Source organism: Pseudomonas sp. L-22-4S-12 (assembly GCF_009799935.1).
Taxonomy (GTDB): domain Bacteria; phylum Pseudomonadota; class Gammaproteobacteria; order Pseudomonadales; family Pseudomonadaceae; genus Aquipseudomonas.
This window is the reverse complement of record NZ_WELL01000004.1, coordinates 285,017-303,820: the sequence shown is the minus strand read 5'-3', so window position 1 is coordinate 303,820 and position 18,804 is coordinate 285,017. Positions and strand designations below refer to the sequence as shown.

Below are 18,804 nucleotides of genomic sequence, written 5' to 3'. Positions count from 1 at the left end.
GCCCGCCATCCGGCGGGCCTTTTACTTGGATCGTTGCCTGGGAGCGGCTTCAGCTGCGCGCCCTGGTCACCGACAGGGCGATCAGGCGCGACACCACCAGCGCCAGGTACATGACCCCGACGAATTCCTCGATCATCACCAGCGAACGGGCCATGGGCGTCAGCGGCACGATATCGCCCAGGCCGACCCCGGAGAGGGTGGTGAAGCTGAGGAACAGCAGCTCCATCCAGGTCCGCGCCGCCTGCGGCTCGACCATCGCGGCGAAGCTGCCGGGCAGCAGCAGCTGGCAGAAGGTGAAGAGGTGGGCGAAGGCCCAGGCCAGCAGGGTGAAGGTCGCGCCGACCGCGTACAGCTCGTCGGTGGTGGCGTGCTGGTCCGCATTCATATAGGCGATCAGGCTGGCTGCCGCATAGAAGTAGAACGCGGCCTCCAGGATGGCGATCAGCCATTCCAGCTGCGGGCTGGGCATCAGCCTGTCGAGTGACGACAGCCCCAGCACCAGCACGGCCAGCAACACGGCGACCCAGGTCTGGGTTGGGCTGCGCTTGACCACATGCAGGGCCAGGCCCAGCACCACCAGGCCGAAGGCGCCGAACAGCGCGCGGCCGATCTGGGTGCCTTCCATCCAGGGGTAGAGCAGTACGCCGAGCAGCTGGACGAACAGCAGGCCGGCGGATGGGTGGCGGATGATGTAGGTGATGGGGGACATGGGTTTCCTTGACGAAGGTTTACAAGAACCAAGCAGTGCCGTGTGCGGAGGCGACCAGCGGAAAAATAGTGGCGAAATGACTAACTAAGCTTCAATTGCTGGCGAATTGATCGCACAGCGCTGATTTGTGGTCCATGCAGCAGTATTTCTCGAACAGCATCGCATTTATGCGGGTGGTCTTCAGGTACGGCGGTGGCTCAAGGGAGACAAGGAACGTTGTGCGGCAGCGTGTCGTGTGCAACCTGAAAGTGGATGCCTTCGACGAATTGATGGACGGTCCAAGTGGCAGTTCAGGCAATTTGACGCATAGAGGTTCGCATCATGTTCACACGGCGTACATTCCTGAAATATACCGGCGGCACGGTCCTTACGCTGTTCGCGGTCAACCGCTTCGGCGTGCCGGTGGCGATCGCCCAGATCCCCGGCGGCTCCCTCGATCCCGACGTGGTGCCCAAGTTCCAGACGCCTTTGCTGATTCCGCCGGTGATGCCCAAGGCGGCGCTGTTCACCCAGTTGGGCGGCAAGCGGGTCGATTATTACGAGATTGCGCTCAGGCAGCTCAGCCAGCAGATACTCCCCGCCGGCCTGCCCGCCACTACGGTCTGGGGTTATGGCGCCGTGGCGGCCGGCAGTAAGAGAGGCTTGCTGCTGCACAATGCACCCTCGTTGACCATCGAGGCCACCTGGAACACCCCGGTGCGGGTGAAGTGGGTCAATGAGCTCAAGGACGCCGCCGGTAACTTCCTGCCCCACCTGTTGCCCGTCGACCCGACCCTGCACTGGGCCAACCCGCCCGGCAGCAGCGCCGGCCGCGACACACGCCCGACCTTCAGTAGCACGCCCGCGCCCTACACCGGGCCGGTGCCGATGATCACCCATGTGCACGGCGCAGTCGGCGTCGGCGACGAGAGCGACGGCTACGCCGAGGCCTGGTATCTGCCCGATGCCAGCAACATCCCGGCGGACTTCGCTCGTGAAGGCGGCTGGTACGAATTCTTCGCCGGCAAGGCGCTGGCCAAGTTCGGCGAGACCTGGGGGCCGGGCTTCGCTACCTTCCAGTACCCGAACAGCAACCGCGCCTCGACCCTCTGGTATCACGACCACACCCTGGGCATGACCCGTCTGAACGTCTACGCCGGGCCGGCCGGTTTCTACCTGGTCCGTGGTGGCCCGGCCGGCGACGCTGCGGTACTCGACACGCGTTCCGGCACCTCGGCGCTGCTGCCGGGGCCGGCGCCCAAGGCGAACGACAAGTTCCCACCGAACAAGAGCTATTACGAGATCCCCGTGGCGATCCAGGATCGCTCCTTCAACGCCGACGGCTCGCTGTTCTACCCGGATTCCCGCGCGTTTTTCGACGACATCGCCGGCCCCTTCATTCCGGATAGCGACATCTCGCCGCTGTGGAATCCCGAGCTCTTCGGCAACATGCTGATGGTCAACGGCACTACCTGGCCCTTCCACACCGTCGAGCAGGTGCGCTACCGCCTGCGCGTGCTGAACGGCTGCCAGTCGCGCTTCCTGATCCTCGACTTCAATGCCATCCCCGGGGTGGAGGTCTGGCAGATCGGCAACGAGGGCGGCTTCCTCGCCGCGCCGGTGAACCTCAGCGCCGACCACGGCAACCGCCTGCTGATGGGCCTGGCGGAGCGGGCCGACCTGATCGTCGACTTCAGCCAGGTGCCGCCGGGCAACTACGTGCTGGCCAATGTCGGGCCGGACGAGCCGTTTAGCGGCGGTGAACCGGATGACGACTTCGATATGGCCGACCCGGACACCACCGGCCAGGTCATGCAGTTGCGTGTGGTGCCGGCGCTGGCGGCCGATCCGAGCACGCCGCCGCAGTTCCTGCAGTTGCCGGCGATCACGCCGCTGCCGGCGGAAACCTTTACCCGCCGACTGGTACTGCTCGAGGAAATGTCGGCCTTCTTCGCCGACGCGCCGGCCGAAGCGTTGCTCGGCACCCTGGCGGGCGATCCGGCCGAGGCCCCGGCCGCCTGGAACAAGCGCCTGTGGATGGAGCCGGTCAGCGAGAACCCGGCCCTCGGCGCGACCGAGGTCTGGGAGCTGTACAACGCCACCGGTGATGCCCACCCGATGCACATTCATGAGGTCGTGTTCGAAGTCATCGATCGGCAGGACATCGTGGTCGACGAGCAGGCCGAGACGGTCCAACTCGCCCCCGGCTCGGTGCCGACCCCGGCCGAGCCCTGGGAGACTGGCTTCAAGGATACCGTCATCGCCTATCCCGGCCAGGTCACGCGCCTGCGCGCGCAGTTCAACACGCCCGGCCAGTTCGTCTGGCACTGCCATATTGTCGAGCACGAAGACAACGAGATGATGCGCCCGTACCGCATCGGACCGCATCAGCCGGGGCAGCCGGGTTAGGGCGGGTAATCCTGGGAGTGGGGGCGATCGGCTGCAGTTCTGCCGATCACCCGCCTTCCCGGCGCTTCGCACGCACGTCGACCCATTACCCGGCAAAGGCTGGGCAGTAGCGGCTCCAGCGGGTAGCCGAGCAGGCCGCGAATATCGTGTTGGCCAGGCTGCTCGGCACTGGCCGCTACGCCCAGCACAACAGGTTCGCCGCCGCGCCAGCGGTAGGTGCCGAACAGCTGGTCCCACAGGGGCAGGGCGGTGCCGAAGTTGAGCGCCTCGTCCACGTTGACGCTGTGATGCCAGCGGTGCAGCTCGGCGCTGCCGATCAGGTAGTTCAACCAGCCCAGGGTGCCGCGGCTGTTGGCGTGGGTGGCGAGCGACTGGGTCTGGCTGAACAGCCCGGCCAGGGCTATGGCCAGCGGATCGAAGCCCAGCAGCCAGAGCGGCAGCACATGCACGGTCTTGCGCAACAGCAGGTCCAGCGGGTGGGTGGTGAAGTTGTTGGTCACATTCAGCGCGCCGGGCCGGTGATGGACGAAATGCACGCGCCACAACCAGCCGCCACGGTGCTTGAGGCGGTGCAGCCAGTAGTCGCCGAACTCGCCGAGCAGGGCCGCGGCCGGTACCGCCAGCCACAGTGCTAGCCCCGTGGCGGGGCCCTGTGCATCGGCGTTAAACAGCATTACCAGGCCACGGATCAGCAGATCGGCCAGCGCGTCGGCGCCCAGCAGGGCGATGGCGAACAGGGCGTCGCGGCGGCGATCCGCGGGTTGCGCGCGCCAGTCTTCGCGGTAGGGCCAGCGCCATTCCCAGAAGGCGAACCAGGCCAGCACCAGCAGCAGGCCACCGAGCAGCAGCGGCATGCTGCCCCAGTTCAGTTGCAGCGCCAGCGCGGCCCAGCCGGCCGCCAGCAGCAGGGCGCCAAGGTGGGCCCAGTTGAGCGGAGGGCGAGTGTTCATAGAGGCTGTCTTCCATTGTGTGGTGGTGTTAGTGGCCTGTTTGGCTAATTCAAATATTCAGTTTCGGCGCCAGACTTCGCCATACTGCGTTGCCGCTCCTCACCGTAGCCCTGCTACGACTCGTCGCGGCGCCTTGTCTGGCAAACCCTGGCACTCGAACTTGAATGCACGGATTAGCCGCACAGGCCACTAGTTTTCGCCTCCCGTCCTGCGGCTGCATTAACCTGGGTTTATGACCGACACCTCTCTGTACGATTGCCTGGCCTGCGCGCCGCACCTGCTGGGTCAACTGGACCGTCATCCGCAGCTGACCGCGCGCTGGCAGACCCTGCCACGCCGCGAGTACGCGGCCGGCCAGCCCTTGCTCATGGCCGGCCAGGCGGTCGAGCGGGTCTGGTTCGTCGCCAGCGGCCTGGTGCGGGTGGCGCACCTGTCGGCGCAGGGCGTCGAGCGCAATGCCGCCTTCCATGCCGAAGGCAGCTGGGTCGGCTGGGGCACGCCGCCCTTCGCCACGACCAGCCCGGTGGATATCCTCGCCCTGGAGCCGACCCAGGTGCTGGAGCTGGGCTATGCCGAGCTGCGCCTGTGGCAGGCCGAACTGCCGTTGGTGCAGGAGCTGCTCAGCGATGCCATTCGCGCCGTGCTGGCGCGGAGCGCCCAGCGTGAGGCCGAGCTCCTGCTGCTGGACGCGGAGGCCCGCTACCGGGCCTTCCTCGACCAGCGCGGCGAGCTGGCCGAGCGCATTCCGCTGCATCATGTGGCGAGCTATCTGGGCATCACCAATGTGGCGTTGTCGCGCATTCGCGCGCGGATGGGACTGGTGCGGGGGCGCCGCTGACAGCTCGTGATGCAGCGAACGGGATGGCTGCCAGGGGGCGTGTGTGGCTAATGCCGATCAGTAAAGCGTTTGACTCCAGGACTTCGAGCCTCTGTAGGAGCCAGCTTGCTGGCGATCAGCGAAGCCAAAACATCGCCAGCAAGCTGGCTCCTACAAAAAGCGCTCTATGCCTGATACAGGAAAGGGACTGATCGGCATTAGGCGCGTGTAGCCGTTGTTAGCGCGGTATCAGCAGCGCAGGTCGTTATTCAACAGCCGGTTAGCCGAGCAGTCGGCGTACCTGTTCGACGGCCTGAGCCTCGCGCTGCAGCCAGTCGCCGCCGACCTCGGTCCAGGGGCGTGCATGCCGCTGCAGCCAGTCGCGGCACTCCTGGTGAAAGCGCTGACGCTCGGTCAGCTGCGGCTGGCAGCGCTGGCCGTCGTCGTGCCAGTCCACGCCCTGCGGCGAGAGCAGCAGGTGCAGGTCGTAATGTCGCTGCAGCAGCTCTGCTTCGAGCCAGTCCGGGCAGGCGCCGAACAGGGTGCGGCTCCAGAGCATATTGCTCAGCAGGTGAGTGTCGAGGATCAGCAGCTCGGGCGCTCGGGTACGGGCGGCATCCTCCCAGGCCAGCTGGCCGCGGGCGATGGCCGGAATGTCGGCGAGGCAGGTGTCGCGGCGCTCCTGCTCGATGAAGTGGCGCACATATTCGCCGACCAGCAGACCGCCGAAGTGCCGCTGCAGACGCGCGGCGAGAAAGGTCTTGCCGCTCGACTCGGGGCCGGTGAGCACCACGACTTTCATGCGGTCTGCAGCCGCGTGGCGCGCCATTCGCGCAGGCCGAGCAGCGCCAGTGCGGTGAAGGCGGCATACAGTCCGGCCGTCAACCAGTAACCCTGGAAGCCGAAGAAGCCGACATAGAGCACATCGACCAGAATCCACAGGATCCAGCACTGCCAGCGCTTGAGCGCCATCCACAGCTGGGCGAGCAGGCTGAAGGCGGTGAGCAGGGCGTCCGGCCAGGGATAGATGGCTTCGGTGAAGCTCTGCATGGCCAGCCCCAATGCCAGTCCGATAAACAGGGCCGCTGCCAGACCCAGGCTGACCTCCTGGCCGCCGGCCTGGCTGACCGGGCGCCGCCCGCTGTCGTCCACGCCCTGGCTCCATTGCCACCAGCCGTACAGCTGCATGGCGGCGAACACGCCGTGCAGCAGCACCAGCGAATACAGGCGGGCGTCGAGGAAGAACCAGGCGTAGAGCAGCACCATCACCAGGCCGATGGGCCAGCACAGCGGGTTCTGCCGCACGGTCAGCCAGACGGAGGTGATGCCCAGGGCGGAGGCGATGAGTTCGAGTGGGGTCATGATGAGAAGGGGCGCATGGCGCCCCTGTGCAGTCAGTCGTCGTAACCCAGGTTCGGCGCCAGCCAACGCTCGCTGACCGCCAGCTCCTGGCCCTTGCGCGCCGTGTAGCTCTCCACCTGATCCTTGTCCACCTTGCCCACGGCGAAGTACTGTGCCTCGGGGTGGGCGAAGTACCAGCCGCTGACGGCGGCGGCGGGGAACATGGCGTAGTGTTCGGTGAGGAACACGCCACTGTGGCCGGCCTTGTTGAACTCGGCCGCGGGGTCGAGCAGGGTGAACAGGGTCTTCTTCTCGGTGTGATCCGGGCAGGCCGGGTAGCCGGGGGCCGGGCGGATGCCCTTGTAGGCTTCCTTGATCAGCTCCTCGTTGCTCAGTTGTTCGTCCTGGGCGTAGCCCCAGTAATTCTTGCGCACCTGTTCGTGCAGCCACTCGGCGCAGGCTTCGGCGAGGCGGTCGGCCAGGGCCTTGACCATGATCGAGTTGTAGTCGTCGCCGGCGTCCTGGTAGGCCTTGGCCACTTCCTCGGCGCCAATGCCGGCGGTGGTGATGAAACCGCCAACATAGTCAGTCACGCCGCTGTCCTTCGGCGCGACGAAGTCGGCGAGGGACAGGTTGGGCTTGCCGTCCGGCTTGATGGTCTGCTGGCGCAGGTGGTGCAGCTTGGCCAGCGGCTGGCCGTCGTCGCCGTAGACTTCGATGTCGTCGTGGTCGACCTGGTTAGCCGGCCAGAAGCCGAATACTGCGCGGGCGCTGATCAGCTTCTCGTCGATCAGCTTCTTCAGCATCGCCAGGGCATCGGCATACAGCGCGGTGGCGGCTTCACCGACCACTTCATCGGTGAGGATGCGCGGGAACTTGCCGGCCAGGTCCCAGGAGATGAAGAACGGCGTCCAGTCGATGTATTCGGCCAGGGTCGCCAGGTCGATGTCGTCCAGCACCTTCACGCCGGTGAAGCTCGGCTTGCTGGCCTGGTAGCTGCTCCAGTCGAACTTCGGCTTGTTGGCCACGGCGGCGGCGTAGGGCAGGCGCTCGGTGCGCGAGCTGCGCGCGGCGGTGCGTTCGCGTACTTCCACATATTCGGCACGGGTACGTTCGACGAAGCCGGCCTTGAGCTCCTTGGACAGCAGCTGGGTGGCCACGCCGACCGCGCGCGAGGCGTCGGTGACATAGACCACCGCATCGTTCTGGTACTTGGGCTCGATCTTCACCGCGGTGTGGGCTTTGGAGGTGGTGGCGCCGCCGATCATCAGCGGCAAGCTGAAGCCCTGGCGCTGCATCTCGCGGGCGACATGCACCATCTCGTCCAGCGAGGGAGTGATCAGGCCGGACAGGCCGATGATGTCGCACTTCTCGGCGATCGCCGTCTGCAGGATCTTCTCCGCTGGGACCATCACGCCCAGGTCGACGATGTCGTAGCCGTTACAGCCGAGCACCACGCCGACGATGTTCTTGCCGATGTCGTGCACGTCGCCTTTCACCGTGGCCATGAGGATCTTGCCCTTGGCCTCCGGCTTGTCGCCTTTCTCGGCTTCGATAAAGGGGATCAGGTGGGCCACTGCCTGCTTCATCACCCGGGCGGACTTGACCACCTGGGGCAGGAACATCTTGCCGGCGCCGAACAGGTCGCCGACCACGTTCATCCCGCTCATCAGCGGGCCTTCGATCACTTCGATCGGGCGCGCGCACTGCTGGCGGCATTCCTCGGTGTCTTCGACGATAAAGGCGGTGATGCCTTTGACCAGCGCGTGCTCCAGACGCTTGCCGACCGGCAGGGCGCGCCAGGCTTCGTCCTCGACTTCCTTGACGCTGCCGTCGCCGCGGTAGTTGTCGGCGATAGCCAGCAGAGCCTCGGTACCGTTCGGTGTACGGTTAAGGACGACGTCCTCGACCTTCTCACGCAGCTCGGCCGGGATCTCGTCGTAGATCTCCAACTGGCCGGCGTTGACGATGCCCATGGTCAGGCCGTTCTGGATCGCGTGGTAGAGGAACACCGAGTGGATGGCCTCGCGCACCGGGTTGTTGCCGCGGAAGGAGAACGACACGTTGGACACCCCGCCCGAGCTCAGGGCATAGGGCAGGTGGTCGCGGATATAGGCGCAGGCTTCGATGAAGTCCACGGCGTAGTTGTTGTGTTCCTCGATGCCGGTGGCGACGGCGAAGATGTTCGGGTCGAAGATGATGTCTTCCGGCGGGAAGCCCACTTCGTTGACCAGGATGTCGTAGCTGCGCTGGCAGATCTCGCGCTTGCGCGCGGCGGTGTCGGCCTGGCCGACTTCGTCGAAGGCCATCACCACCACGGCGGCGCCGTAGCGCTTGCATAGCTTGGCATGGTGCTTGAACTGCTCGACACCTTCCTTCATCGAAATCGAGTTGACGATGCCCTTGCCCTGGATGCACTTGAGGCCGGCTTCGATCACTTCCCACTTGGAGGAGTCGATCATGATCGGCACGCGCGAGATGTCCGGCTCACCGGCGATCAGGTTGAGGAACTTGACCATGGCCGCCTGGGAATCGAGCATCCCTTCGTCCATGTTGATGTCGATCACCTGGGCGCCGGCCTCGACCTGCTGCAGGGCGACTTCCAGGGCTTCGGTGTAGTTCTCTTCGCGGATCAGCCGGGCGAACTTGGCCGAACCGGTGATGTTGGTGCGCTCGCCGACGTTCACAAACAGCGAGCTGCGATCGATGGTGAAGGGTTCCAGGCCCGACAGGCGGCAGGCCTTGGGAATTTCCGGAATCGCGCGCGGCTTGTACTTGCTGACCGCCTCGGCAATTGCCTGGATGTGCGGCGGGGTGGTGCCGCAGCAGCCGCCGATGATGTTGAGGAAGCCCGAAGCGGCGAATTCCTCGACTACGGCGGCCATCTCGGCCGGGGTCTCGTCGTATTCGCCGAAGGCGTTGGGCAGGCCGGCATTGGGGTGTGCCGACACATGGGTGCCTGCCTTGGTCGACAGCTCTTCCAGGTACGGGCGCAGGTCCTTGGCGCCGAGGGCGCAGTTCAGGCCCACGGAGATCGGCTTGGCGTGCGCTACCGAGTTCCAGAAGGCTTCGGTGGTCTGCCCGGACAGGGTGCGGCCGGAGGCGTCGGTGATGGTGCCGGAGATCATGATCGGCAGTTCGACGTTATCGTCCTCGAACACCTGCTGCACGGCGAAGATCGCCGCTTTGGCGTTGAGGGTGTCGAAGATGGTTTCGATCAGGATCAGGTCGGCGCCGCCCTCGATCAGGCCGCGGGTGGCCTCGACGTAGTTTTCCACCAGCTCGTCGAAGGTGACGTTGCGGTAGCCGGGGTCGTTGACGTCCGGGGAAATCGAGCAGGTACGGCTGGTTGGGCCGAGCACGCCGGCAACGAAGCGCGGCTTGTCCGGGGTTTCCAGTGTCTTGGCGTCGGCCACTTCACGGGCCAGGCGCGCGCCTTCGACGTTCAGCTCGTACACCAGCGACTCCATGCCGTAGTCGGCCTGGGACACCTGGGTGGCGTTGAAGGTGTTGGTTTCCAGGATGTCGGCGCCGGCATCCAGGTAGGCCTTCTCGATGGCCTGGATCACGTCCGGGCGGCTGAGCAGCAGCAGGTCGTTGTTGCCCTTGACGTCGCTCGGCCAGTCGGCGAAGCGCGCGCCACGGTAGTCTTCTTCCTCCAGCTTGTAGCTCTGGATCATGGTACCCATGCCGCCATCGAGGATCAGGATGCGTTCTTTCAGAGCTTGCTGAAGGGCCTGGAGGCGGGCGCTGCGATCGGACATGGGGAACTACCTGGAGAGAGCGGAAACAGAGGCGGCGATGATAGCAAAGCTGCATGCTTTTGCCGCAGCTCGGGTTTTTCCATGAATTTTGCTCATGTTTAGGGCGCCTGCCGATTGGCCAGTGCGTTAGAATCGCCATTCGCACACACAGGACAGGCTTATGTTGCGCCAGGGACTTGCTGCATTTTTCTTCGCATTCATCCTGATCGGCCCTGTCGGCGCCAGCCCGGCGGTGTCCTACAGCCGCGATATCCAGCCGATCCTCACGCAGAAGTGCGTGGCCTGCCACGCCTGCTACGACGCGCCGTGCCAGCTCAACCTGGGCAGCGGCGAGGGTGTGCTGCGTGGTGCCAGCAAGCTGCCGGTGTATGACGGCGGGCGGACCAAGGCCCAAGCCACCACCCGGCTGTACTTCGATGCCCAGGGCGAGGCGGCCTGGCGCAGCAAGGGCTTCGAGTCGGTGCTGAACCCCCAGAACGGCCAGGCCGCACTGATGGCGCGCATGCTGGAACTTGGGCGCAACAACCCACCGACGCCGAATGCCAAGCTGCCGGCCGAGCTGGATATCTCCATCGCCCGCGACAACCAGTGCCCGCTGCCGGGCGAGTTCGATGCCTACCAGAGGCAGTTCGCCCACGCCGGCATGCCGTTCGCCGTGGCCGGCCTCAGCGACGGCGAATACGCAACGCTGCAGCAGTGGCTGAAACAGGGCGCGCCGGTGGATGAACAGGCGCTGCAGCCTTCTGCCGCCGAGCAGCAGCAGATCGCCGCGTGGGAGAACCTGCTCAACGCGGCGGGGGCCCGCGAGGCGCTGGTCGGCCGCTGGCTGTTCGAGCACCTGTTCCTCGCCCACCTGTACTTCGAGGGCGGCGAGGCGGGGCATTTCTTCCAGCTGGTGCGCTCGCGCACGCCCAGCGACCAGCCGATCGATGCGATCGCCACGCGGCGGCCCAACGAAGACCCGGGCACTCAGGTGTACTACCGCCTGTGGCCGATCCAGGGCGTAATCGTGCACAAGACCCACATCACCTATCCGCTCAGCGCGAAGAAGCTGGCGCGGGTGCAGGAACTGTTCTTCAGCGGCGACTGGAAGGCCGATGCGGTGCCGGGCTACGGCGCCCAGCGGCGGGAAAACCCCTTCGAGACCTTCGCCGCCATCCCGCCGCAGGCGCGCTACCAGTTCATGCTGGATAACGCCGAGTACTTCGTGCGCACCTTTATCCGTGGCCCGGTATGCCGCGGGCAGATCGCCACCGACGTGATCCGCGACAACTTCTGGGCGCTGTTCCAGGCCCCCGAGCGCGACCTCTACCTCACCGATGCCGAGTACCGCGCGCAAGCCACGCCGCTGCTGGCCATGCCCGGGCAGTTCGACGAGATCGGCGACCTGCTGGGGGTCTGGCGCAGCTATCGCAACAAGCGCAACCAGTACGAGGACCTGCGCCAGCAGGCCTATGCCGATGCACCGGCGCCCAGTTGGTCGAGCATCTGGGCCGGCAACGACAACGCGCTGCTGTCGATCTTCCGCCAGCGCGACAGCGCCTCGGTGCGCAAGGGCCTGATCGGCGAGATCCCGCAGACCCTGTGGCTGCTGGATTTCCCGCTGTTCGAGCGCACCTACTACCAGCTGGTGGTCAACTTCGACGTGTTCGGTAATGTCTCGCACCAGGCGCAGACCCGCCTGTACTTCGACCTGATCCGCAACGGCGCCGAGCTGAACTTCCTCCGCCTGTTGCCGGCCGAGTCGCGCCAGGCTTATCTGGACGACTGGTACCAGAGCAGCGCCAAGCTGAAGATGTGGCTGACCTATGTGGATGCCGACCTGCACACGCCGACGGCCCTCAAGCTCGAGGGCCGCGACCCCAAACGTGTGTTTGCCGAAGCCTTGCTGCAGCGCTACGCGGATATCAATGCGCGGCCCGATCCGATCAATCGCTGCGCCACGGGCGACTGCTACCGGCGGCACTTGCCGGCAGGGCTACAGGATGCCGAGCAGGCGCTCAGCCGCCTGACCGGCAAGCCGGCGGCGGGGCTCAAGGTGATCGATCAGTTGCCGGAAGCCAGCCTGCTGCGCGTCGAGCTGGCCGGTGGCCAGCGCGAGATCTACAGCCTGCTGCGCAACCGCGCGCACAGCAGCGTGGCGTTCATCGCCGGCGAGTCGCTGCGCTACCAGCCGGGGCTGGATACCCTGACCGTTTACCCCGGCGTGCTGACCAGCTACCCGAACTTCCTGTTCAATGTGCCGGTGGCCGAGGTGCCGACCTTCGTCGCCGAGCTGGAGCAGGTCCGCGATCAGCTGGCGTTCGACAGGCTGGTCGAGCGCTGGGGCATTCGCCGCAGCCACCCCGAGTTCTGGCGCTACTTCCACGACCTGTCGGCCTATATCCGCGAGACCGAGCCGGTGGAGGCGGGCGTGCTGGACATGAACCGCTACCAGAACCTGTGACGGCCACGGGCCGTGGCTGCCCGCAGCGGCTGCTGGCCAAGAATTATTCCTACTAATTTGGTAGGACTTTATCCGCCGGGGCGAGTGGCGTACACTGCCTCCATGTTTGCGAGGAGTTGCCATGAGCGCCATTACCATTACCGATGCGGCCCACGATTACCTGGCTGATCTGCTGAGCAAGCAGAGCACGCCGGGCATCGGCATCCGCGTGTTCATCACCCAGCCGGGCACCCAGTATGCGGAAACCTGCATCGCCTACTGCAAGCCGGGCGAGCAGAAGCCGGAAGACACCGCCGTCGGTCTGGCCAGCTTTACCGCCTGGATCGACGCGCTCAGCGAGCCGTTCCTGGAAGACGCCGTGGTCGACTACGCCACCGACCGCATGGGCGGCCAGCTGACCATCAAGGCGCCGAACGCCAAGGTGCCGATGGTCAACGAAGACAGCCCGATCACCGAGCGCATCAACTACTACCTGCAGACCGAGATCAATCCGGGGCTGGCCAGCCACGGTGGTCAGGTCAGCCTGGTCGACGTGGTCGAGGAGGGCATCGCCGTGCTCAAGTTCGGCGGTGGTTGCCAGGGCTGCGGCCAGGCCGACTACACCCTCAAGGAAGGCATCGAGAAGACCCTGCTCGAGCGCATTCCCGAGCTCAAGGGTGTGCGCGACGTGACCGACCACAGCAACCGCGAGAACGCCTACTACTGATCGGGGCGCCTCGGCGCCAGGCCAGTGCAGGGCAAGACAAGGCGACTTCGGTCGCCTTGTTGGTTTGTGGCCCTGGCGTGTGGACACACCTCAAGCGTCACGCATTCAGGCCGGCGCGGCCGCCTTGCCGGCGGCGCCGCGCAGGGCCAGCAGGGCCAGCGCCAGCAACGGCAGCATGGCCAGGTTCACCGGATTCCAGCCGATGCTGCTGAGCAGCGCGCCGGAGGCGAACGAGGCGCCGGCCGCCACCGTGCCGTTGCCCAGCTCCATCAGCCCCTGGGCCTGGCCGCGTTCGCCTGGTGCGTGGGCGCTGCCGAGCAGGGTCGTGCCGGCCACCAGCATCAGGTTCCAGCCCATGCCGAGCAGGCAGGAGGCGATGAGGAAATGCCCCAGGGTCTGGCCGGCCAGGGCGATGCCGGCGCTGAGGGTGAGCAGGGCGATGCCGAGCAGGGCCACAAGCTGGCTGCCGAGGCGGTCGACCAGCGGCCCGGCGATGAAGGCCGGGAGAAACATGCCGAGCATGTGCCACTGGATCACCCGCGCCCCGTCTGCCAGCGCCAGGCCGCAGAAGCTCATGGCCAGGGGCGTGGCGTTCATCACCATGATCATCAGGCCGTGGCCGATGGCGGTGGTGGCCATGGCCGCGCGGATCCGTGGGCGCCCGAGCAGCTCGCCCAATCCGTGCAGGCCGCCGCTGGCCGGGGCCGGCACGCCGCCCTCGCGCAGGCCGGCGAGCGGCAGCAGGGCCAGCAGGGCGAGGGTGGCCAGCAGCAGGTAGGCGCCGGCATAGGGGGTGGCCAGGGCGTTGCGCGACCACAGGGTGAGGGTCGGCGCGAGCAGCGCGGCGCACACCCCGCCGCCGATCACCCAGGCACTGGCGCGGCCCTTGTGCGCCTCGTCCACCGCCTCCAGTGCGGCGAAGCGGTAGTACATCGCCGAGGCCTGGTATACGCCGATCGGCAGGGCGCCCAGGCAGAACAGCAGGAAGCTCGCCTGCCATACGCCCAAGGCGCTGAGCAGGCCGCCGCCGATACCGGCCAGCGCACCGAGCAGCAACCCCGGCCGGCGCCCGTGGCGCTGCATGAACAGCGACAGCGGCTGGGTACTCAGCAGGTTGCCGAGCACCAGCAGGGCCAGCGGCAGGGTGGCCAGGCTGTTCAGGGGCGCCAGTTGCAGGCCGACCAGGGCGGTCAGGGTGATGCCGATCAGCGAGCAACTCCAGTACAGCGCCTGGGCGATAAACAGGCGCAGCAGGGTCGGATTGCGCAGCAGCATGCTCGGCCTCACCAGTATTTCGGGTAACGCCCGCTGCGCGTGGCGTTGTTGAAGAACAGCGCCACCAATACCAGCAGCAGGGCACCGACCAGGGTGGGGAAGAGCAGGAAGCCCCAGCCCGGCTGGGCCAGGAAGATGATCACCGGGTTGGAGCCGGCCGGCGGGTGCACGGTGCGGGTCAGCATCATCAGGGCGATGGCGCTGCCGACCGCCAGGGCCAGCACCCACCACTGCGGGCCGAAGGCGTGCAGGAAGGCCAGGCCCACCAGGGAGCTGAGCAGGTGCCCGCCGATCACGTTGCGCGGCTGCGAGAAGGGCAGGTCGGCAAAGCCGAACACCAGCACGCAGGAGGCGCCGAAGGAGCCGAGCAGCAGGCTCAGCGACAGCAGGTCGGCGGCGCTGGCGACGCAGGCAATGGCCAGCACGCCGCCCAGCCAGGCCAGGGCGACCTGCTGCAGGCTGGCGCGAGGCGGCAGGGCAAGGGCGTCGCCGCGGAATTTGCGCAAGAGTACGAGCATGGTGGGGTTCCTCAATAATTGGCCTGGCAGCCGCCAGGCTTGTGGATGCGCACGGCGGAGGGCGGGTTGGCAGCCTGCGTGGCGGCGGGGCGAATCGGTCGGCGTAGCAGCTCGCCGCCGCAGTTGGGGCAGTGGCCGTGCAGGCGCTGCTCGGCACAGTCGCGGCAGAAGGTGCACTCGAACGAGCAGATCATCGCGTCCGCCGAGTCGGGCGGCAGGTCGCGGTCGCAGCATTCGCAGCCGGGGCGTAGTTGCAGCATGGTCATCTCTCCTGATCAGGCGAAGCGTTCGGCGTAGTCCTGGGGGCTGACCGCCAGGTGCTTGTGAAAGGTGCGGCGCAGGTTTTCCGGGTGGTTGAAGCCGGTCAGCCGCGCCACCGTGGCGATCGATGCACCGCTGTCCTGCAGCAGCGCGCGCGCCGCCTCCAGACGCAGGCGCTCGACGTAGCGCCCGGGGCCCATGCCCAGTTCCTGGACGAACAGGCGCGACAGGCTGCGGCTGGACAGGCTGGCCTGGCTCGCCAGGGCCTCCAGCGACAGGTCCGCCGCGAGGTTCTGCGCCATCCATTCGAGCAGGCCGAGCAGGCGTGGCGTGCGGCTGGCCTGCGCGGTGAGCAGGGCGCTGAACTGCGCCTGGCCGCCGGGACGCCGCAGGAACATCACCAGGCGCCGGGCCACGGCCAGGGCCAGCGGGCGGCCGAGATCGGCCTCGACCAGGGCCAGGGCCAGGTCGATGCCGGCGGTGACTCCGGCCGAGGTGAACACATGGGCTTCGCCGTCCTGGCCGCTGGGGTCATAGGTGTGCAGGCGATTGCCGTCCACCTCGACCCGCGGGTAAGCACGCAGCGCCTCGACATCCGCCCAGTGGGTGGTGGCCCGGCGGCCGTCGAGCAGGCCGGCGGCGGCCAGGATCAGCGCCCCGGAACACACCGAGCCGAGGCGGCGCAGCTGGGGTTCGGCTGCTCTTAGCCAGTCAAGCAGCGGTTGGTTCTCGCACTGTGCGGCCTCGCCGAGGCCGCCGGGAATCAGCAGGGTGTCCAGGCTGGCCGGCGCGGTATCGCGCCAGGCCTGCTCGGCCACCAGCTGGAAGCCCGCCGAGGTGGCGACCGGGCCGGCCTGCTCGCCCAGTACCCGCAAGCGGTAGGGCGGTGGCAGGCCCAGGCGCTGGCACTCGACATTGGCCGAGGCGAACACCTGCAGCGGGCCGCTGACATCCAGGCTCATCACGTCGGGGTAGATCAGGCAGGCAATGGTCCGGGGGGCGTCCATGGGGCGGCTCTCGCAGAAGGATGGAAGCAGTCTGCGCTCGGCTCGTCATGGCGACAATGACAATAAGCCCACAGATATGGACAGATCCGTGTCGTGCGAATCCCGTTTCGCCCGCAATAAAAACCCCCTCGCCCAGAGGGCAGAGGGGGTTGGGGTGGCGGCAGGCCGGGGAGGGCGAAGTCTTACTCCGGCATGCTCCACGGCTCGAGGTCGTAGCCCTGACGGCTCAGTTGCTCGCGCGACTGGGTCAGGACATCGGCCAGTTGCGCCGGGTCGCGGTAGGTGCTGCTGGTCAGGCGGGTCTGGCCGACGCGGGTGTTGGTCCGGTCGATCACGGTCAGGCTGAGTTCGCCGCTACCGTCCTGCTGGGTCCAGGCTACACACTGGAACGGCTGGAAGGCGCGACCGGCAATCAAGAGTGCTTCGTTGACGCGGAGCAGAGTGTTCATGGGTCTGTATCTCCAATGGATGCCCAATATGCGATCTGGCCGACGAAAGCGTGCAATACCGTGGCCTGTATTGTGTTGATGACGAAACCTGACCCTGAAGTCACAAGCTGTCGTAAAAACACAGCAATATGTCGCATGTGTCCGATTTACGGAGTTTTCCCGCGCACCAGGCAGAAAAATGGAACCACCGCGGATTGCGCTTATCCTAAACAGGTAACCCCATCCCACAGGAGTGTTGCCATGGGCTCGTTCTTGAGCGGTCTTCTCAGTCTGGCGATTCTGGTTCTGGATATCTGGGCGATCATCAACGTGGTGAAAAGCCATGCGCAGACCCCGATGAAAGTCGTCTGGGTTCTGCTGATCGTCTTCCTTCCGGTGCTTGGCCTGATCATCTGGGCCCTGGCCGGTCCGCGCGGTAACGTTCGTCTGTAAATTGCCGCGGCGCCTGAACATCGTCCTGCCCAGCGGATCTACCGCAGGAAGGCGCTCCGATATGGCTCCAGCGGTGGAGCCACCTCGCTTATGCCCTTACAATGCGCGCCTTTTCATGGGCGGGTGTCAGTCCGTCCGCATCCACCACCTCGACGGGGGACTACCCATGAGCGACTACCTGGAAACTCTCTACGACGGCTATGGCCAGCGCTTTCGCATGGACAAGCTGTTGCACGAAGTACGCACCGAACACCAGCACCTGGTGATCTTCGAGAACGCCCGCATGGGCCGGGTGATGGCCCTGGACGGGGTGATCCAGACCACCGAGGCCGACGAGTTCATCTACCACGAGATGCTCACCCACGTGCCGATCCTCGCCCACGGCAACGCCAAGCGCGTGCTGATCATCGGCGGCGGCGACGGTGGCATGCTGCGCGAGGTGCGCAAGCACCGCGGCGTGGAGAGCATCACCATGGTCGAGATCGACGGTACCGTGGTCGAGATGTGCCAGGAGTTCCTGCCCAACCACTCCTGCGGCGCCTATGAAGACCCGCGGCTGAACCTGGTGATCGACGACGGCATGAACTTCGTCGCCACCACCACCGAGAAGTTCGACGTGATCATCTCCGACTCCACCGACCCGATCGGTCCGGGCGAGGTGCTGTTCTCCGAGAACTTCTACCAGGCTTGCCGCCGCTGCCTGAACGATGGCGGAATCCTGGTCACGCAGAACGGCACGCCGTTCATGCAGCTGTCCGAAGTACAGAACACCGCCAGCCGCATGGACGGGCTGTTCGCCGACTGGCACTTCTACATGGCCGCGGTGCCGACCTATATCGGCGGCAGCATGACCTTCGCCTGGGGCGCCACCGATGCCGAGTACCGCAAGCTGCCGCTGGAAACCCTGCGCCAGCGCTTTGCCGGCAGTAGCATCGTGACCCGCTACTACAACCCGGAAATCCACCAGGGGGCCTTCGCCCTGCCGCAGTACGTGCTGCAGGCGGTGAACAAACCGAGCAACGACTGAGGTTGCAGCGGAACATGAAAAAGCCGGCGCAAGTCGGCTTTTTCATGTCTGTACCCGTGGCTGGCGTCAGCGCTGTTCGGCGACCCGCTGGTGCAGTTGCTGCGACAGCTGGTCGAGGCGCTCGCCCAGCTCGACCAGGGATTCCTGGGCGTGCAGCAGTTCGGCGCTGGCGGCGCGCTGGCGCAGGCTGGCTTCGCGTTGGGCGGCGCTGTTGTCGCGCACCTGCACCAGCTGGCGGTGGGCCTGGTCGAGCGCCTGGCTGTGCTGGAGGATGGCGCCGGAGAGGTTTTCCGTCAGGGCGGCATTCTCGCTGAGGGCCTCGCCGACATCGCTGACCTGCTCGGCGCCGGTGTTGACGATCTGCTCGGACTGGCCGAGCACGCTCTGCACCGTGTCGGCGGTCTGGTTGCTGCGCTGCGACAGGCTGCGCACCTCGTCGGCGACCACCGCGAAACCGCGGCCGTGCTCGCCGGCGCGGGCCGCCTCGATGGCCGCGTTGAGCGCCAGCAGGTTGGTCTGCTGGGCGATGGCGCTGATCATCTGCATGGATTCGGCGATGCGCTGGTTGCTCTGCTGGATGGCCTGCATGCTCTGCCGGGCGTCCTGCATGCGCTGGGCGCAGGTGATGACCTGGCTGCTGCTGTGCTGGGTGTCCTGGCTCAGCTGCTGCATCTGCGCGGTGCTGGCGGCCAGTTCGTCGAGCACCTGGTGCAC

17 protein-coding genes are annotated in these 18,804 nt (G+C 66.3%); 6 read left to right on the top strand and 11 right to left on the bottom strand.

Annotated elements, in window-relative coordinates; translation table 11 throughout:
• Nucleotides 1-49 precede the first annotated feature (49 nt).
• A complete protein-coding gene (locus F3I16_RS12685; protein WP_160493952.1) occupies nt 50-709 on the bottom strand; it encodes a potassium channel family protein in 660 nt (219 codons plus the stop codon).
• A gap of 321 nt (nt 710-1,030) precedes the next feature.
• Here F3I16_RS12685 and F3I16_RS12680 point away from each other — a divergent pair, with 321 nt between their 5' ends.
• Nucleotides 1,031-3,097, top strand: a complete 2,067-nt coding sequence (locus F3I16_RS12680) for a multicopper oxidase family protein (RefSeq protein WP_160493951.1) — start codon at nt 1,031-1,033, stop codon at nt 3,095-3,097.
• Here F3I16_RS12680 and F3I16_RS12675 read toward each other — a convergent pair.
• The gene (locus F3I16_RS12675) at nt 3,094-4,047 is read right to left on the bottom strand and encodes a sterol desaturase family protein (RefSeq protein ID WP_160493950.1); all 954 of its coding nucleotides are present in this window, start codon (nt 4,045-4,047) and stop codon (nt 3,094-3,096) included. The genes F3I16_RS12680 and F3I16_RS12675 overlap by 4 nt on opposite strands.
• A gap of 232 nt (nt 4,048-4,279) precedes the next feature.
• On the opposite strand from F3I16_RS12675, the gene F3I16_RS12670 reads away from it, so the two are divergent.
• Nucleotides 4,280-4,885 carry a Crp/Fnr family transcriptional regulator gene (locus F3I16_RS12670; RefSeq protein WP_160493949.1) on the top strand — a complete coding sequence of 202 codons (606 nt, stop codon included), beginning with the start codon at nt 4,280-4,282 and terminating at the stop codon, nt 4,883-4,885.
• Between the two features lie 259 nt (nt 4,886-5,144).
• Here the strand turns inward: F3I16_RS12670 and F3I16_RS12665 are convergent, their stop codons facing one another.
• The 3 genes from F3I16_RS12665 to metH are packed head-to-tail and all read right to left on the bottom strand — an operon-like array spanning nt 5,145 to nt 9,969.
• Nucleotides 5,145-5,666 carry an AAA family ATPase gene (locus F3I16_RS12665; protein ID WP_160493948.1) on the bottom strand — a complete coding sequence of 174 codons (522 nt, stop codon included), beginning with the start codon at nt 5,664-5,666 and terminating at the stop codon, nt 5,145-5,147.
• Nucleotides 5,663-6,226 (bottom strand): nicotinamide riboside transporter PnuC, encoded by a 564-nt coding sequence (gene pnuC / locus F3I16_RS12660; RefSeq protein ID WP_160493947.1) that lies wholly within the window; start codon nt 6,224-6,226, stop codon nt 5,663-5,665. The genes F3I16_RS12665 and pnuC overlap by 4 nt, the downstream gene beginning before the upstream one ends.
• Nucleotides 6,227-6,258: 32 nt before the next feature.
• Complete coding sequence (gene metH, locus F3I16_RS12655; protein ID WP_160493946.1) at nt 6,259-9,969, bottom strand: methionine synthase; 3,711 nt, start codon at nt 9,967-9,969, stop codon at nt 6,259-6,261.
• 160 nt (nt 9,970-10,129) lie between these two features.
• Between metH and F3I16_RS12650 the strand changes: the two genes are divergently transcribed.
• Nucleotides 10,130-12,415 (top strand): fatty acid cis/trans isomerase, encoded by a 2,286-nt coding sequence (locus F3I16_RS12650; protein WP_160493945.1) that lies wholly within the window; start codon nt 10,130-10,132, stop codon nt 12,413-12,415.
• Nucleotides 12,416-12,536: 121 nt separating this feature from the next.
• A complete protein-coding gene (nfuA, locus tag F3I16_RS12645; protein ID WP_160493944.1) occupies nt 12,537-13,121 on the top strand; it encodes a Fe-S biogenesis protein NfuA in 585 nt (194 codons plus the stop codon).
• Between the two features lie 105 nt (nt 13,122-13,226).
• Here the strand turns inward: nfuA and F3I16_RS12640 are convergent, their stop codons facing one another.
• The 5 genes from F3I16_RS12640 to F3I16_RS12620 all read right to left on the bottom strand — a co-directional run bounded on the left by F3I16_RS12640 (nt 13,227) and on the right by F3I16_RS12620 (nt 16,631).
• A complete protein-coding gene (locus F3I16_RS12640) occupies nt 13,227-14,396 on the bottom strand; it encodes an MFS transporter (RefSeq protein ID WP_160493943.1) in 1,170 nt (389 codons plus the stop codon).
• An 8-nt stretch (nt 14,397-14,404) separates the two neighbouring features.
• On the bottom strand, nt 14,405-14,914 hold the full coding sequence (locus F3I16_RS12635) for an HPP family protein (protein WP_160493942.1): 510 nt from the start codon (nt 14,912-14,914) through the stop codon (nt 14,405-14,407).
• 11 nt (nt 14,915-14,925) lie between these two features.
• A complete protein-coding gene (locus tag F3I16_RS12630) occupies nt 14,926-15,174 on the bottom strand; it encodes a DUF1272 domain-containing protein (RefSeq protein WP_160493941.1) in 249 nt (82 codons plus the stop codon).
• Between the two features lie 15 nt (nt 15,175-15,189).
• A complete protein-coding gene (locus tag F3I16_RS12625) occupies nt 15,190-16,182 on the bottom strand; it encodes a GlxA family transcriptional regulator (RefSeq protein WP_160493940.1) in 993 nt (330 codons plus the stop codon).
• 182 nt (nt 16,183-16,364) lie between these two features.
• Entirely contained in the window at nt 16,365-16,631 is a 267-nt protein-coding gene (locus F3I16_RS12620) for a hypothetical protein (RefSeq protein ID WP_160081244.1), read from the bottom strand.
• Nucleotides 16,632-16,871: 240 nt separating this feature from the next.
• Here F3I16_RS12620 and F3I16_RS12615 point away from each other — a divergent pair, with 240 nt between their 5' ends.
• Together F3I16_RS12615 and speE are read left to right on the top strand one after the other, a co-directional pair.
• The gene (locus F3I16_RS12615) at nt 16,872-17,063 is read left to right on the top strand and encodes a PLDc N-terminal domain-containing protein (RefSeq protein WP_160493939.1); all 192 of its coding nucleotides are present in this window, start codon (nt 16,872-16,874) and stop codon (nt 17,061-17,063) included.
• A gap of 166 nt (nt 17,064-17,229) precedes the next feature.
• Nucleotides 17,230-18,090: a polyamine aminopropyltransferase gene (gene speE, locus F3I16_RS12610; protein ID WP_160493938.1), complete on the top strand. Its 861-nt coding sequence runs from the start codon at nt 17,230-17,232 to the stop codon at nt 18,088-18,090.
• A 66-nt stretch (nt 18,091-18,156) separates the two neighbouring features.
• Here the strand turns inward: speE and F3I16_RS21380 are convergent, their stop codons facing one another.
• Nucleotides 18,157-18,699 carry a methyl-accepting chemotaxis protein gene (locus F3I16_RS21380; protein WP_372239627.1) on the bottom strand — a complete coding sequence of 181 codons (543 nt, stop codon included), beginning with the start codon at nt 18,697-18,699 and terminating at the stop codon, nt 18,157-18,159.
• Nucleotides 18,700-18,804 lie beyond the last annotated feature (105 nt).

Coding starts and splice junctions, on each gene's coding strand:
- F3I16_RS12685 (WP_160493952.1), bottom strand. CDS start 709: ATGTCCCCCATCACCTACATCATCCGCCACCCATCCGCCGGCCTGCTG.
- F3I16_RS12680 (WP_160493951.1), top strand. CDS start 1,031: ATGTTCACACGGCGTACATTCCTGAAATATACCGGCGGCACGGTCCTT.
- F3I16_RS12675 (WP_160493950.1), bottom strand. CDS start 4,047: ATGAACACTCGCCCTCCGCTCAACTGGGCCCACCTTGGCGCCCTGCTG.
- F3I16_RS12670 (WP_160493949.1), top strand. CDS start 4,280: ATGACCGACACCTCTCTGTACGATTGCCTGGCCTGCGCGCCGCACCTG.
- F3I16_RS12665 (WP_160493948.1), bottom strand. CDS start 5,666: ATGAAAGTCGTGGTGCTCACCGGCCCCGAGTCGAGCGGCAAGACCTTT.
- pnuC (WP_160493947.1), bottom strand. CDS start 6,226: ATGACCCCACTCGAACTCATCGCCTCCGCCCTGGGCATCACCTCCGTC.
- metH (WP_160493946.1), bottom strand. CDS start 9,969: ATGTCCGATCGCAGCGCCCGCCTCCAGGCCCTTCAGCAAGCTCTGAAA.
- F3I16_RS12650 (WP_160493945.1), top strand. CDS start 10,130: ATGTTGCGCCAGGGACTTGCTGCATTTTTCTTCGCATTCATCCTGATC.
- nfuA (WP_160493944.1), top strand. CDS start 12,537: ATGAGCGCCATTACCATTACCGATGCGGCCCACGATTACCTGGCTGAT.
- F3I16_RS12640 (WP_160493943.1), bottom strand. CDS start 14,396: ATGCTGCTGCGCAATCCGACCCTGCTGCGCCTGTTTATCGCCCAGGCG.
- F3I16_RS12635 (WP_160493942.1), bottom strand. CDS start 14,914: ATGCTCGTACTCTTGCGCAAATTCCGCGGCGACGCCCTTGCCCTGCCG.
- F3I16_RS12630 (WP_160493941.1), bottom strand. CDS start 15,174: ATGCTGCAACTACGCCCCGGCTGCGAATGCTGCGACCGCGACCTGCCG.
- F3I16_RS12625 (WP_160493940.1), bottom strand. CDS start 16,182: ATGGACGCCCCCCGGACCATTGCCTGCCTGATCTACCCCGACGTGATG.
- F3I16_RS12620 (WP_160081244.1), bottom strand. CDS start 16,631: ATGAACACTCTGCTCCGCGTCAACGAAGCACTCTTGATTGCCGGTCGC.
- F3I16_RS12615 (WP_160493939.1), top strand. CDS start 16,872: ATGGGCTCGTTCTTGAGCGGTCTTCTCAGTCTGGCGATTCTGGTTCTG.
- speE (WP_160493938.1), top strand. CDS start 17,230: ATGAGCGACTACCTGGAAACTCTCTACGACGGCTATGGCCAGCGCTTT.
- F3I16_RS21380 (WP_372239627.1), bottom strand. CDS start 18,699: ATGCAGGACGCCCGGCAGAGCATGCAGGCCATCCAGCAGAGCAACCAG.